General features: G+C 40.3%; 12 protein-coding genes. 4 read left to right on the forward strand and 8 right to left on the reverse strand.

Annotated features, from left to right (window positions below):
* Positions 1-1,383, reverse strand: coding sequence for a mercuric reductase (locus ABD769_RS08935; protein ID WP_344851075.1), 1,383 nt, complete (start codon positions 1,381-1,383; stop codon positions 1-3).
* A 179-nt stretch (positions 1,384-1,562) separates the two neighbouring features.
* Between ABD769_RS08935 and ABD769_RS08940 the strand changes: the two genes are divergently transcribed.
* The gene (locus ABD769_RS08940) at positions 1,563-1,715 is read left to right on the forward strand and encodes a hypothetical protein (RefSeq protein WP_344851076.1); all 153 of its coding nucleotides are present in this window, start codon (positions 1,563-1,565) and stop codon (positions 1,713-1,715) included.
* A gap of 235 nt (positions 1,716-1,950) precedes the next feature.
* Here the strand turns inward: ABD769_RS08940 and ABD769_RS08945 are convergent, their stop codons facing one another.
* From ABD769_RS08945 to pxpB, 5 genes are read right to left on the reverse strand one after another with little or no spacing between them, the layout of a single operon-like run.
* Positions 1,951-4,512: a M1 family metallopeptidase gene (locus tag ABD769_RS08945; protein ID WP_344851077.1), complete on the reverse strand. Its 2,562-nt coding sequence runs from the start codon at positions 4,510-4,512 to the stop codon at positions 1,951-1,953.
* 10 nt (positions 4,513-4,522) lie between these two features.
* The gene (locus ABD769_RS08950; RefSeq protein ID WP_344851078.1) at positions 4,523-5,707 is read right to left on the reverse strand and encodes an NRAMP family divalent metal transporter; all 1,185 of its coding nucleotides are present in this window, start codon (positions 5,705-5,707) and stop codon (positions 4,523-4,525) included.
* Positions 5,704-6,459, reverse strand: coding sequence for a 5-oxoprolinase subunit PxpA (locus ABD769_RS08955; protein WP_344851079.1), 756 nt, complete (start codon positions 6,457-6,459; stop codon positions 5,704-5,706). The genes ABD769_RS08950 and ABD769_RS08955 overlap by 4 nt, the downstream gene beginning before the upstream one ends.
* A 2-nt stretch (positions 6,460-6,461) precedes the next feature.
* Entirely contained in the window at positions 6,462-7,460 is a 999-nt protein-coding gene (locus ABD769_RS08960) for a 5-oxoprolinase subunit C family protein (protein ID WP_344851080.1), read from the reverse strand.
* On the reverse strand, positions 7,441-8,220 hold the full coding sequence (gene pxpB, locus ABD769_RS08965) for a 5-oxoprolinase subunit PxpB (protein ID WP_344851081.1): 780 nt from the start codon (positions 8,218-8,220) through the stop codon (positions 7,441-7,443). The genes ABD769_RS08960 and pxpB overlap by 20 nt, the downstream gene beginning before the upstream one ends.
* A gap of 252 nt (positions 8,221-8,472) precedes the next feature.
* Between pxpB and ABD769_RS08970 the strand changes: the two genes are divergently transcribed.
* On the forward strand, positions 8,473-9,684 hold the full coding sequence (locus ABD769_RS08970) for a sensor histidine kinase (protein WP_344851082.1): 1,212 nt from the start codon (positions 8,473-8,475) through the stop codon (positions 9,682-9,684).
* 699 nt (positions 9,685-10,383) lie between these two features.
* Positions 10,384-10,608, forward strand: a complete 225-nt coding sequence (locus tag ABD769_RS08975; protein WP_344851083.1) for a helix-turn-helix domain-containing protein — start codon at positions 10,384-10,386, stop codon at positions 10,606-10,608.
* Here the strand turns inward: ABD769_RS08975 and ABD769_RS08980 are convergent.
* Together ABD769_RS08980 and ABD769_RS08985 are read right to left on the reverse strand one after the other, a co-directional pair.
* Positions 10,605-11,900 carry an ATP-binding protein gene (locus tag ABD769_RS08980; protein ID WP_344851084.1) on the reverse strand — a complete coding sequence of 432 codons (1,296 nt, stop codon included), beginning with the start codon at positions 11,898-11,900 and terminating at the stop codon, positions 10,605-10,607. The genes ABD769_RS08975 and ABD769_RS08980 overlap by 4 nt on opposite strands.
* A gap of 107 nt (positions 11,901-12,007) precedes the next feature.
* Positions 12,008-13,624 (reverse strand): Na+/H+ antiporter, encoded by a 1,617-nt coding sequence (locus ABD769_RS08985; protein ID WP_344851085.1) that lies wholly within the window; start codon positions 13,622-13,624, stop codon positions 12,008-12,010.
* Between the two features lie 158 nt (positions 13,625-13,782).
* Here ABD769_RS08985 and ABD769_RS08990 point away from each other — a divergent pair, with 158 nt between their 5' ends.
* Positions 13,783-15,369, forward strand: coding sequence for a 7TM-DISM domain-containing protein (locus ABD769_RS08990; protein ID WP_344851087.1), 1,587 nt, complete (start codon positions 13,783-13,785; stop codon positions 15,367-15,369).
* Positions 15,370-15,700 lie beyond the last annotated feature (331 nt).

Below are 15,700 nucleotides of genomic sequence, written 5' to 3' on the forward strand. Positions count from 1 at the left end.
TTATTTATCGAGTTTCATAAACAGGTTATTCAGCGATTCGGTATAAGTAGGATGCGCAAAAACGCAATACCTGATCCTGTCGTAGGTGATATCGCCCTCCATGGCCATTTGGAGTACAGACATGATCTCTCCACCTTCCGATGCCAAAATCGCTGCTCCCAAAATCTTTTTTGTATCTGCATCAACAACGGCCTTCATTAAACCTAAAGTTTCGTTGGTTTCGATGCCACGGGCCACCTGCGACATCGGAATTACAGCAATTTCATAATTCAGTTTCTTTTCTTTTGCCTCTTTTTCTGAAATCCCTATCCGGCCAAGCTGAGGATCGGTAAACATGCAATAAGGTACAGGCCGATCCTGAATGGAATAGTTTGTGCCTTCAATCAGGTTACGGTACACAATGGTATAATCGTTATAAGCGATATGGGTAAAGGCTGGCCCACCTTTAACATCTCCTAATGCATAAATTCCTTTTACGTTGGTTTCCAGCTCTTCATTCACAATAACATGTCCTTTATCATCGAGTTTTACGCCACAATTTTCGAGGCCTAAATCTGCAGTTTGTGGTGTACGTCCGGCTGCAATGAGGATATGGCTTGCGGTAATGCTCTTTTTCGTTTTACCAGATTCAAGTGAAATATGGATCTGTTTTTTATCCTGACTGATGTGATCAATCTTTACATCCGTGATGATTTCGATCTTTTCATCGGTTAAGATTTCGGTAAGGGCAGATGAGATATCCTGATCTTCTTTAGCCAATATGCCTGATGATTTTTCCAAAATGGTTATTTTACTACCAAAGCGATTAAACATTTGCCCGAACTCCAGCCCGATATAATTGCCACCAATTACCACCAGGTGCTCCGGAACGGTTTCTATATCTAAAATTGTTGTCGATGTAAGATAATCAATCTGATCCAGTCCTTCAACATCAGGTATAGCTGTTTTTGCGCCGGTATTGATAAAAATCAAATCAGCAGTAACTTTTTCTTCGCCACCACCATTAAGGGCAATGGTGAGTTCCTTTTCTCCGCTAAATTTAGCCGTACCAAAAATCAGCTGAAGCCCTTTGGTACTGTTAATTCCTTTTTCCGACGACTCCCTGAATTGTTTTACGATATCATCTTTACGTTGTTTAATCTTTTTGAAATCAATTTTAACCGATCCGATCTCAACACCTAGTTCCGATGCTTTTTTAGCCTGATAAACCGCTTTTGCAGAAGCAATCATTGCTTTAGTTGGCGTGCAGCCATCATTGATACAGGTACCACCAACCAGTCTTTTTTCAATAATGGCTGTCTTTTTTCCTGCTTCGGCAAGTTTTTTGGCCAATGGCGTACCTGCCTGCCCCGCTCCGATTATAATGGCGTCGTAATGTTTCATTGATAAGATTTGTTTTGTCATTATTATAACCTGAATAAGAAGCTCAATGTTTGACCGGATATGATTTATTCTTAAACTGATCTATTATTAAAGTTCAAATAAAAAAGTTACAAACCATATTTAAATATCGGCGTTAGATAATTGTAGACATTAAATTGACAAACATAATTCCCTAACTCATGCATACTCAAGCCGCAGACAACACGAACCTTACTGTTTATATCCAGGATGATCTTTCTATTGAAGATAAAAGAGAAATGGTTTTAAGCAGTTTACTGGATGATTTGAACAGCCAGACAGAGTTTATTACACATGATCGTCATCTCGATTGAAGCGTAACGAAATAAAGAGATCTGTCTCGAAATAGATTTCTCGACTGCGTTGCACTCCGCTCGAAATGACGGCACTGCAGAAGTTTAGTCGAGATGTTGGCTAATTAAAAAAGAAAAGGGCAAACAAATTCATGTTTACCCCTTTCCATCTAAATTAACGCTCTCGCAACAAAAGTATAAATTCTCTGTAAGCCTGCATGTAACAAATTCAGCTACAAAGAATAACATCATTAAATTAATGAACAATCTGCTGCGCTCTCCGGAGGTTATCAGTAGCCTGTAAAATCTTATCTTTTAATTTAGGATTATAATCAGGATGCGATTTTAAGAAATCCTGCACAACGGCATAAGCCTTTTTGTCGTTATAACCGGAAAATATTGCTGCCAGCCACGATTGGGGAAAGAATATATCTCCCGTTTTTTGTATTTCTTCCAATAAATCTAAACTTCCCGGAAGATATTTTTCTGATGTAACCTGCCTGATGGGATGATGCAAATAAGCCAGAGCAGTGGTTACCCAGGCTTCTTTCCGGCGGTTTTTACGGTCTTTTAAACTATTGAAAAAGTTATCACGTTCTTTTACGTCTAACGATAGTGCCGGCATTAAATAAACCAACCTGTTTTTACGGTCTTCATTTTTTGTACGCGCCAATTGCTCTTTTAATATATTATTGATCGTATCTGTTTTAAGCGCTATGGTTAAAGCCAGCGAACTATAATCATCTTCCTGAAGTTTGATGCCCTCAGGCGCTGATTGTTTCAACCAGATATCATACAAACGTTTTCCTGCTTCGGGGCTTTGGTAAATGTTTTGGTAAGCGTTAAACAGTATTTTCTTATTGTTGGCCAGTGGCTCTGCTATTAAGGCGTTCCAGATGGTTTTCTCCATCAAAACATTAATAGATTCACGCTTATCTGCAGGGAGGAATGTCCAGTAAATATTAGTCATATAGCCTGTTAGCAAACGCAAATTCATTTCATTTTTTTCTACGGTAATTCCTTTAAGCAGTATCACCATCAGTTCGTAAGGCTTAAAACATTTACCCGAAAGCATGTTTTCATAGCAATTGATGTAGGCTGAGGCCCTTTCTAAGGGATCAGCAATATTATATACATCAGCAACCATGTGCTGATCGACCGGAAAAAGGCCATAGCCCGCCCCATCAGCATTAAACAAGATATATTGAGGTTTTGGAAGACCTTTTGCTTCAGCCACAAGCGTTTTAGCTGTCATGGCATTTACAGTTAAAACCTTGCTATTGGTTGGGTAAAACAGTTTTACAGTAAAAGATTGTGGCCAAACCCTTTGCCCTCCCGTTTCGCCTGTTTGACTAAGGCTTAAATCACTAATTTTATCGCCTTCATACTTAATTTCATAACTAAAAACCGGTCTGCCGGGCTCATTTACCCAAACTTTGTTCCAGCTGTACAGATCGCTTTTAGTGTATTGGCTTAAAATGGTAATCAGATCGTTCCAGGTGGCATTACCATAAGCATATTTTTTAAGGTATTCCCTGATTCCTTTCTGGAAGTTCTCTTTTCCCATCAACAGCTCTAACTGACGCATCATGATGGGCGCTTTATGGTAAATGATATTGCCATACATGGAACCAGCTTCCTGAAGATTCTCCAGTTGCTGTCGGATGGGATTAGCGCCTAATGTCCTGTCTACACCATAAGCCGCCGGGTAATGGTCCTGAAGGAATTTAAGGTCGAAAGTACTTTTACCCATCAGTTTTTCGGTTACTTTATCGGCCATAAAATTGGCAAATACCTCTTTCATCCAAACATCGTTAAACCATTTCATGGTTACCAGATCGCCAAACCACATGTGTGCAGTTTCGTGCGAAATGAGGTTAGAACGCGAAATAAACTGATCTTTGGTTGCGCCCTGGTCCAGAAATAAAGCCGATGCTTTATATTGTACTTCACCCGGGTGTTCCATTCCGCCGAACTGAAAATCAGGAATCCCGGCAAAACCAACCTTCTGAAAAGGATATTTTATTGCTGTCCAGTTTTCTAAAAAATCAATAGCATCGCGATGGGCTACGAAAACAGAATCTACACTAAATTTGATTTTGGCCGAATCGGTTTCGCGGTGCAGAAATTCCATATCGCGGTCTTTCATTTTCCGGTTAACATATGTGTATTTTCCTGCCGTAAATGAGAATAAATAAGTGGGTAATTGGTCTGAATTTTTAAAATGATAAGTGATAGCGTCTGCCAGTTTTAATGAGTCTTTTTTCACCGAATTAGCCATTACCTTCCAGTCAGTTGGAACAGTTAACGAAAGTAAAAAATTAGCTTTAAGATCTGGCTGATCAAAACATGGAAACACCGTTCTGGCATGATCGGGAACAAATAGCGCATATAAAAAATCCTTGTTCCTGTTCAGCGATTCGTTGCCAGCAACAAAACCAATCTCGATGTGGTTATTACCGGACTTTAGATATTGCTGATCTACGAGGATATGTTCATTTTTAAAATCAATATTTATCGCTTTTCCGTTAACGGCAATAGCTTTTAAATGAGCTACATCCTGCTTAAAGTCAATTTGTAACTGATCTGATTTATTTAACTTAAAATCAATACCTTCTGTTGATTGAATCGGAGCGGTTTGTTCAGCAGGAATATTAAAGTGGAGCCGATACTGAATGTTGCTGATGTTGTTGCTTCTGGCAGTTGCCAGTGCAAGCGAGACACCCGGTTCAACAGCAGTTTTCTGCCCGCCCTGTTGTGCAAAGCCGTTTGCACTTAAAAGAGAGAAAAGAAGGAAATATTTTGTGACTTTGTTCATGGTATAATTTTTATTCTCCGTTAATCATTTGTAAAATGGTACCATAACTCATCCATACCATGGTGATTACTACTGCCAGCCCTGTTAACGTTAACCAGAGCGGCTGTTTATAATTTGCAATTATTTTTGTTCTATAAGCTGCAATAAGCATAATCCCCAGGGCTATTGGTAAAATGAAACCATTTATAGCACCTACAGCAAGTAATATTTTAACAGGTTTACCAATCAGTATAAAAATAAAGCATGAAATGGATATAAACGCAATAATGATTTCCCTGTTAAATTTTAAAATTAAAGGGTGGAAGCTTTTGATAAATGAGATGGAAGTATAGGCCGAGCCCACCACCGAAGAGATACCTGCCGCCCAGATCACTACACCAAAAATCTTGTAACCAATTTCGCCACTGGCCAGTTTAAATACCGATGCTGCAGGGTTGGATGGATCTAAAGTAAAACCTTTACTCACCACACCTAAAGCAGCGATAAACAGCAACAAACGCATAACAGAAGCCAACCCTATGGCACTTAAAGCACCTTTATTTACCGCACCCAGGTTGTGGATTCCAGTTTGCCTGGCATCTAATAAACGATGCGCACCCGAAAAGGTAATGTAGCCACCAACAGTCCCGCCAACAATGGTTAATACAGCTGTGAAACTAAACTGGGTAGGATTTACGGCCCGCAAAGCCGCCTCTGCCAGTGGTGGCGAACTGGTATAGGCAATAATTAATGCCAGTACAATTTTAATAAGCCCCATGGTTTTGGCAAAAACATCCATGGCCTTGCCTGCTTCTTTGTAAATAAAAATCCCGATGGCCATAATGGCGCTGATTACCGCACCATGCCCTACACTGATGCCGAACAGCACATTTAAGCCTAAACCAGCACCGGCAATGTTACCGATATTAAAAGCGAGTCCACCCAGAAACACAAGAAAAGAAATAAAGTAACCCAAACCCGGAAAAACTTTATTGGCAATATCCTGTGCGGGTTTATCTGCAACGGCAATAATCCGCCAGATGTTTAATTGCGCAATGGCATCTAAAATAATTGATAGCAGAATCACAAAAGCGAAACTGGCTCCCAATTGCTGGGTAAATACAGCTGTTTGCGTTAAAAACCCCGGACCAATTGCCGATGAAGCCATTAAAAAAGCGGCGCCTAAAAGTACACTCCAGTTGTATTTTGGCTTCATTTACCTGGTGCTTTAATGAAAATACCTTCTTCTTTCAACCTTTCAGAAATGAGCTTAGCAAAAGCTACGGCATGTTCGCCATCGCCATGCAGGCAAACTGTTTCGGCCACCACCGCGATGGGGTTTCCGTTCACACTGCTTACCTCTTGTTTTAAAGCAAAATTGAGCACCTGATTGATGGCCGCTTCCTCATTATCAATTAATGCATTACCGGCAGAACGAGGTGTAAGTGTGCCATCATCCTGATAGCTACGGTCGGCAAAAACCTCTGAGGCGGTTACAATTCCCTTTTCTGTTGCTTCGGTAATCATTTTACTTCCGGCCAGGGCATACAAAATTAAACCCGGGTCGAAATCGTAAACGGCCTGTACAATGGCTTTAGCCAAAGTTACATCTTTTGCTGCCATGTTATAAAGTGCACCATGTGCTTTAACATGATGTAATTTACTGCCCGCGGCTTTTACAAAACCGCTTAAGGCACCGATCTGATACAGGGTAAGTTGATAGGCCTCATTTGCGGTAATCTTCATTTCCCTTCGGCCAAAACCCTGCAAATCAGGTAAACCAGGATGTGCACCAATGGCCACTCCTTTTTTTATGGCCAAAGCAACCGTTTGCTGCATTACTCCGGGATCGCCGGCATGGAAACCACAGGCAATATTTGCAGATGAAATATAATCCATCAGCTGATCATCATTGGGCATGGCATAATTCCCAAATGCTTCACCCATATCGCAATTAAGATCGATCATCTTCATATTTTAATATATTTAAGGCTTATCGCCGTACTAATCAGGGCTAAATCGCGCTCGCGTTCAAGATAGAGCTCTTCGGCTTCTTCTGCTGAAATTTCAGAAAAGCGGATTAGTTCACCTGGTTTCAACTGAGCAAATACAGGTAAATCTACCGAAGCAATACGTGCGATACGCGGATAACCGCCTGTTGTCTGGCAATCGGCCATTAATACCACTAAACCGCCACTTCCCGTTACCTGGATCACTCCCGGTGTTACAGCCGTACTGAGCAATTCTTTTTTAATTTTCCTTACCAAAGGTGTTCCCGTTAAATGATAGCCCATGCGGTTGCTCCGCCTGTCTATCGTATAACTTTTGGTTAAAAAGGCAATAATGGAGGAAGCATCAAACCAATTGATTTCATTGCCCAGCACCACCCTGACTGTATGCCTATCGTGAGGCAGCAAATCCGCTCTCGAAATGCGCCAGTCCGGATAAATGATTCCTTTTTGACGCAGCTGATCGAATATCTGCGCGGAAACCCGGCTTACAGACTGATTATGAATTAAAACATCTCCCTTTCGTAGCGCCCTGCCAGTTAATCCACCAAAACCGGCAGGAAGATAGGTACTTTTGCTTTCCATTACATCGGGCACCTCCCATCCCCCAGCCACAGCCATGTAAGTCCACACGCCCGCAGTGTTGGCAATAAGGTTTACAATAGCGCCTGCGCAAAAAAACAATGGTTTTTCTGCAGGCATTATTTCGTCATTATAAACCAGAAAAGCCCCATCGCCCGAATAGGCAACTAAAATATCAGTTTCTGCTCTAAACGAAGCATCTGCATAGCTTAACTCGATGGTTGCAGCATCATCATCGTTCCCGACTGCTTTATTGGCCAGCCGGTGTGCCAGCTGATCCATTGCCCCTGAAACCGGCACGGCCTGCGAAAGGTACCGGTACCTGCCCGGATCTTGTACGGTGCTTAACATACCAGGTTTAATAATGCTGATTTTCATATTCGTTTTGCAGCATGGTATTAAACTCGTCTGTACCAACAGACTTAAAAGTAACCTGATCTCCCCCTTTTAATAACGAAGGTTGTGAACGGCTTACATCGAACATTTTTAGCGGTGTTCTTCCTATAATCTGCCATCCGCCAGGGGTTTCCATTGGATAGATACCGGTTTGCCCTCCTGCTATACCTACTGCACCTGCAGGTATTTTTGCATCAGGAACAGCCTTTCTTGGCGTAGTCAAACGAGTATCCATCCCACCCATGTAAGCAAAACCGGGCACAAAACCGATCATAAATACGGTGTAAAGTCCCGAAGCATGTATATCAATTACTTCTTTTGTGCTGAGGTGATTAGTTTGTGCAACAGCCGAAATATCAGGGCCAAAATCTCCGCCATAACAAACGGGTATTACAATCGTATCACTTCTCGTGTAGGATTCTTCTCTTTTAGCACAACCAATTTTTTTAAGGTATTGCGATACTTTATCGAAAGAAAATTTACCGGGAAGATCGGATGCAATAACCACCAAGGGATCAAAAAAAACGGTTAAGCTAGCGTACGCCGGCACAGTGGTAATTAATCCTGGAAAAGGATTCTGCACCAAAAACTGATTAAAACCGGTTATTAAGTTCAATAATTCTTCGCTTATTATGGTACCGAACTCCACAGTAACAGATTGTTCGCTTAATGCATAAATATTTACCGGATAATCTGCAGAAAAATACGCGCACTGTTCAGCCATATCAATAAACCTGGTCATATTTTAGCCTAAATCATCTTTATTAATGGTATAGAGACTAATGTTTAGCCATAAAAATGATTATATAATATCAAAATCGCAAAGGTTTATGCATTTTATCTTTAAAAGCCAGATAAATTAACCCTGAGTAATGACAGATGCCATAATAAAAAGATCAATTAGGAATACATATAAGTGCAGGGACAGCACATTAAGACCATTTTAATTTATACATTTGTCTGATTTCAAAAAAATAATATTCAATACCTCTCCATGAGCGTCTTTCCAGAACCTAAAAATGAGCCTTTACGCTTAAAAGCCTTACAATCTTACGGGGTTTTGGATACGCTTCCGGATATTGATTTTGATGAGCTCACCGTGCTGGCTTCCGAAATCTGTCAGTCGCCAATTGCCCTGATCAGTTTATTGGATGATAAAAGACAATGGTTTAAAAGTCACTTTGGCCTAAATGCCACCGAAACACCTAAAGAACAGGCTTTTTGTTCGCATGCCATTATGCAGCCAAGAGAGCTGATGATAATAAATGATGCCCGTGCCGACCGCCGTTTTGCTAATAATCCATTGGTAACCGGAAGCCCGAATATTGTATTTTATGCTGGTGTGCCCCTGGTTAACAGCGAAGGCTTCCCTTTAGGAACACTTTGTGTAATAGACCGCAAACCACGCGAACTGAGTGAACAGCAGCAAAATTCGCTAAGGATCCTGGCTAAACAGGTAATGACGCAATTAGAACTTAAAAGGAAAGTTATTGAACTGGAAAAAGCGAACAATGTGCTGGAAGAAACAAATGCATTTATCAGGCAGTTTGCCCTTTCTGCGGCTCATGACATCAAAAACCCGCTGAGTTCGATAAAAATGACTTCACAGATGCTGCAGAAACGCCTGCTTACATCGGGTGATACAGATAACCTGAAACTGGTTGACATGAGTCTTGCTTCGGCACAGAAATTACTGAACCTGGTAGACGACATGCTTGATTATTCTTTTAAACCGGAATTACTCACCTCTGCACAAGCCGAAATAGACCTGAATGAACTACTGGAAAGGATTTCGACAATGATTAAAGTTGATACCGGGGTAAACATCACCTTCCCTGCTTTAACACAGCCCATTTATTGCTCTGTTATTGCTGTTGAACAGATTTTCTTAAACCTGTTAACCAACGCGATCAGATATAACGACAAAGCAGCGGTTGAAATAAAAATAGTTTTTAAGGAAAGTGATCAGCAATATCATTTTGAAGTGCACGACAATGGCATGGGTATAGATAACAACCATTTAGCAAAGATATTTGATAAACACGTTACACTGAATAAAACCGATCGTTTTGACCAAAAAGGGACAGGCATCGGGTTGGCCAGTGTAAAAAGCCTGGTAGAAAAACTTAACGGACAGATCGCGGTAGAATCGGAACCCGGCTTAGGAAGTATCTTTAAATTTAGCTTAGGTAAGGTTAAACTGTAGCGGTTTAATTAATCGTGGCCCTTTTCAACCTAACCTTTTTTCCGTACCGGAAGCAATGTTAAAAAAATACTTTCCCGCATATTTTATTTAAATGAAATAATTCTAACTTTAGCCAATACGATTCTATCCACCTACTTTTAAAAGCAGCAGAAATCGTAATTCCGCAAGCCAATATGCATCCCGATCTACTGGCAGGCGATTTAACATTTACATAAGAAAATCAAAGCTGAAAATGCCCTATGAGCAACAGTTTTATAACCTTAACAATTTAACCGTTGCCATAGGGCAAAAAGGTATTTAACAGAATTTGGCTTTAAAATATAGCCAGTTAAAAGAGCATTCCTGTTTAATACTTACACGGGATGGTGGATGATTTTGGGATATGGAAACAGCAGGAAACCTGCCCTGATTAAAGGCAAACGGATTGTGAATTACGTTTGTTTCCTGTAACATCTGATATATGATAATGACGCAACAAATAAAAGCGAATGAACAAAATTTTATAACGAAATCAGACATAACATGTTAAATATACTTAAGTTATAATCCCCCATTAAGGTAAAGGCCTTACTAGCTTAAACCCGTATTGATACTTTGTTATTCAATCAAATATAAAAAATTAATTTAAAATACGGTAATAAATAACCGCAAATATTTTGAATAAGTTGGAGACTTTGGGCTCAGAACTATTTAACCCCAATGATTAAAAAGGAAGGCTCAGCTATTCAGAATAATTTCGGTTTCAATTTGAAGAAAATCAGGAACAGCAAGGGCTTGAGTTTGCGAGCAATGGCAAGAAACTGCGACATTGACGATAGCAATATTTCTAAAATCGAGAATGGTAAATTTGATGTTCAGTTATCTACCATTTTTGAACTGGCCAAAGGGCTTGATATCCATCCGAAAGATTTACTTGATTTTTAGCTTCCGGTAGTGTACCCTACCATATCTTTATCCAAAAGCAACGAAGCCAGCTCGTCGTATTCTTCAGTTTCCAGTTCCATCAATCCATTAAACAATTCGAATAATTGTACACGTTGATCTGAGTGCAGTAAAAGATCGATCAAATGCATTAAAGTTTTTTTCTGGTCGGTATTTAAGCTGCTAAATAACTTAGGTTCTATCTCGTACAAAGCTTTCAATAAATTTACGAGCTTTGGTTTCTTTAATTGCTTATCACGTTCATTGGCGTAAATGGGAAATATTTCATCCTGCTCGTAAGAATCAATCAGCCGGTTTGCATATTCTTTTAAAAAGGGTTTACGTTTTTCTTTAAGGTATGCAGTAAGTTCTTTAATTAAAAAGCGGTATTCAGGCGAAGATTTAGCTGCACCAAATATGGCCACCTGTCCTTCGTTTTCGAAACTCTTAAAATCAAAATCCCTGAAGAAATCGCTGTCTATATAAATGCTGTGGAAATAATCGTCGCTCTTTTTATTCAGCGTGGTATAATCCTTATAAATTTCTTCCCCTCCTGTCAGGAAATAATATTTAGACAGTTCTTTATGCAGGTTTTCTTTCCAATGCACATATTTAATTTTGAAGGTAACAGCCGTATCCGGATAAAAAAGATTAAACTCTTCAAGAGTTTTTACGTTAGTGCTAAAATCCAATGCTTCGCCATTTACTACAATAGAATAGTTTTTATGTTTGTTCAGTTCAATAAACCAGCAAAACTCATTGATCAGATAAGGCAAAACCAATTCTTTCATTTCCTGTTCGCCTATGCGCAGGTTAGTAAAAGAAACAGTAGTGCCTGTATTGTCCATAGCGGTTGGACTGGTGTTAAAATCGTGACTATAACTATTTAAGCCGCCGGTACTAATGTGTATTTCACCAGAACGAAAGCCTTTTTCGGCCTGGTAAGTGGTTTGCCAGGTGGCATCATGCGCAAAGGTAAAAAAGGTAAGCCGGCCTACCCCGTTACGTCCATGCATTTTTGAAGTGTGTTTTGGTGCTACAATCTGCAGTGATTTTTCTGATTCGTAAAAGGGATCGAATTTTTGCTTTAAACGTTCAAAATTAATTCCGTACCCATTATCGGCAATGGTTAAACTTTCCAAAAGCCCCAGGGCGTTGGCAGTATAATCTATCTCAATAGTATCTGCATTGGCATCAAAACCATTCCAGATGTACTCGGCAATGGCCTGTTTTTCGTTATAGTTTTTGAGTACCTTTTGTATTCCCTTTGAAGTGATGTTAACCTTTACCGACATATACTTACTAAATTAATTAGCAAATATATTATTTAATCTGATGATTGGAAGTGCCGGCAGCCATAAGTTTTAAACATCTTTAATTCCGTTCAGAATTAAACTGAAAATTATTCATCACGCTGACTAAAATGCCTGCGCAGTTTTTCTTCTTCTAAATCGAGCAATTCTAATTGTTCTTTAATCAGCTGATCGTTAATCTGTTCCTTTTTATTCAATCCTTTTAGCAAGGTGCGCTGTTCATTCATGATATCTTCGAGCGCCAAACGATAATCGTGGTAAAAGTCTTCGGCCCTCTGTGTATTCTCTTCCTTTTCCCAATCACTGAGCAATTCCATTTCGGCTTCGATACGGATTTTTATCGATCTGATCATATCATTATGTTCAAGGGCATCGTGATATTTTTCATCGAGGATTTTGAGTGACAGCATGGATAATTTCTTCCTCACCATCTGTTTTTGCTGTTCAAAAGAAATGGTATAATCGGGATCGGGCATATCCACCCACTTAATCAGCCAGGGCAATGTTAAACCCTGCAATACCAATGTAACCAATATTACGCTGAAGGTAATAAATAGGATCAGGTTGCGCTGAGGAAAAGCTTCTCCTGATTTTAAGGCTATCGGGATAGAAAGAGCCGCCGCCAGAGAAACCACTCCACGCATACCTGCCCATCCGAAAAGCAATGGTGCCTTCCAATCTGGATTTGGATCTGCAGTGGTAATGTAACGGCTAATAAAGCGGGTAAAAAATAAGGCACCGTAAGTGCTGGCCAGTCGCCCGAGGATTAAAACCATACAAATAATGGCGCTATAGCGGATGGCCGGCAAAAGACCATCGCTGCCCAAACCATGTATAATAACCGGAAATTCTAATCCAATTAGCAGGAAAACAAAACCATTAAGCACAAAGGCAACCGCTTCCCAAACGTTAATTCCCTGCAAACGGCTCCGGTGGGTAAGAATACGGTCTCTGCGGGCAGAAAGAAATAGTCCTCCGCTTACAACTGCCAGTACCCCCGAAAAGTGAAACTCCTCAGCCGCCATGTACATTACATAAGGCGTTAAAAAGGTAAGAATGATATCAATATTAGTTGTAGTGGGCAACCACCGGTGCAGCGCATAAAAAACAAGGGCTACTGCAATGCCGATTAAGATGCCCATTGCAATGACCATAACAAAATTGCCTGCGGCTTTTGTGAGCACAAAACTCCCCGTCATTACTGCAGCCAGAGCAAAACGGAACACCACTAAACTGGATGCATCGTTAAGCAAGCTTTCTCCTTCTAAAATGGTGGTAAGCCTTTTGGGCACTTTTATATTTCGAAGGATGGCCGTTGCAGAAACTGCATCAGGTGGAGAAATGATTCCACCCAATAAAAACCCCAGGGCTAAAGTAAAACCAGGAATTAAACTCCGGGAAATTAGGGCAACAATTGTGGAGGTGAAAATAACAATAGGAAAGGCAAAACTGCTGATTACCCTCCGCCATTTCCAAAAATCTTTCCATGAGGTATTCCAGGCTGCTTCGTATAATAAAGGCGGTAAAAAAATCACAAAAATAAGATCGGGTTCTATTTCAATATCCTGAAGGATGGGCAAAAAGCTTAATGCCAGACCTGCAATTACCAGTAAAATAGGATATGCCACGCGGATTTTTTGTGCCAGCATAACAACGAAAAGAATTACCGCGAGTAAAAAAGCATACTGTATAATGAGTTGGTGCATAAAATTTCTGGCTTGGTTCTAAAATACAACTTTTGTACCGAACCGCAAACGCTGGCAGATTGTTCTTTTTTTTAAGATTAAATTTGGTTTTTCTATTATAAAGCCATAATTTCTGCCCTGTAATAGGTCATCCCAACTCTTTTACATTGGTTTAATTAATGAAGACCATTTTTTTTCTTCTTGTTTTCATTATCGGAAACAGCCTATGCATTGCTCAGCCTGTTATTCAGGTAGAGAAACAATCTTTTGTTAATGTAGGCAAATCAGGATATTATTGGCAGGACAGTCTCGGGAAAGCCTCATTCGGGGAGGTAGAGCAATTTAAGGCAACGCGGTTTTTAAAAGGAACTTCCTCAATTTTTAATGGTGGTACCAGCGGAAAAGTATGGTGGATGAAGCTCAGGTTTAAACGGAACAGCCAAACCATCCCCTACCTTTTTATCGGTTACGCCAACATCGATTCTATCAGTTTATATTATCGGGATACAAAAGGAAACATCAAGATGATCAGTTCCGGCATGTACAATCTCAAAGAAAGCGATGCTTTACTGGGTACAGGTTATGTATTTCCGTTACAGCAGGTAAAAGCACCGGTTGGCGATATCTACATTAAAATGCAGGCTATGAATACCCTCCTGGTCCCCGTTAAACTGGTTACCGAATCGGTATTAAACCACGCACTTATTAAGGCCTACAGCATACAACTGATTTATGTGGGTATAGCGCTGATGATCCTTATTTTTCACATTTTTATGTACATCATTACGCGGAGTAAACTTTTCGCACTTTACATTGCAAGGGTTATACTGCTTTATTATATTGTAATGGTTTGTTACCTGCAGGGATATGGTTTACTGTTAGGCCCCCTGGTTGCTAAATTTATCCTGGTGCATGCTCATTTTTTTATCGCATTGGGCTACATCTGTACCATTTTGTTTAACAGTCATTTCTTAAAACTTAAACGGCAGTTACCACAGCTTAACAAAATATTTACCGCACTGATGATTGGCTGGAGCATCGTACTGATCTGTTCTTTATGGGATGCACGGAGCCTGACCAATATACTTACGCAGGCTTTATTTTTATTAACCTCCGTGCTTTTTCTTTTTAGCAGCGTTCAGGTAATTATTATACGCGGATATGCAAAAAACAACCTGCTCATCTGGTGTTATGTTTTGGGCTGGATTCCGGTAGCGCTGGTTTCCATTTACCTGGTTTTTAGCCTGATGGCCATTATCCCTTTTCAATCTTATAGTTTCAACCTGCTCACCTTAGCCGGGATAGTGGAGGGAATCCTGATCAGTTTGGGGCTTTTTGGTCAGCGCTTAAAATTGTTGTCCCGTCATAATGCCCATTTCCGCAGGCAACGCATTCTTTTACATGAGCAAATGCTAGGTTACCGCGAACAGCTCAATCAGAAAAATGAACAACCGGCAGAGCAGCTATCGCTGAAAGACCTTACCGCACTTGCGCAATCACAGGATCCTTCATTTATGAAAAAGTTTAGAGAAACCGAGGGACAGTTTATTGCTGAATTGCTCCGTATTTCTCCGCAGCTGCTGTTATCGGAACTGGAACTTTGCGCTTACATCAGGCTGAATTTCGACACGAAAGAAATAGCCCGCACCTGCAGGCTAAGTGTACGTGCAGTAGAAAGCCGGAAATACAGGGTGCGCAAAAAACTGGGGATCGATGGCGAAACAAATATGCAGGCCTGGATGCTGAATCTCACCAAATCGTCCTAAATAATATACAAAAATAACCAGAAAATATCTTTCACGTCAATTTAACGTTTAACTCAGCTCCGATAGCTAAAACGCTTTACTACAATCCTTTGAGTGAGCTTGCGTAGAAATGCGTATGGCGTAAAACCAGCTACCGCACCCTCTTTGCATATACATACAGGAGTGCAAACGGTGCGATGCCGTATAAATTAAACAGACAAATCATTTGTCTGAATTGTACTCAAATTTTAGCCATGTCGACAGAAACGGTCTTATCCGGGATGATTTGTTACACGACTGACGGCATGGCTTATTAAAAACGTTAAATCACCCGAATCCATATCCCATGAAA

The organism is Pedobacter jeongneungensis (genome assembly GCF_039538295.1).
Taxonomy (GTDB): domain Bacteria; phylum Bacteroidota; class Bacteroidia; order Sphingobacteriales; family Sphingobacteriaceae; genus Pedobacter; species Pedobacter jeongneungensis.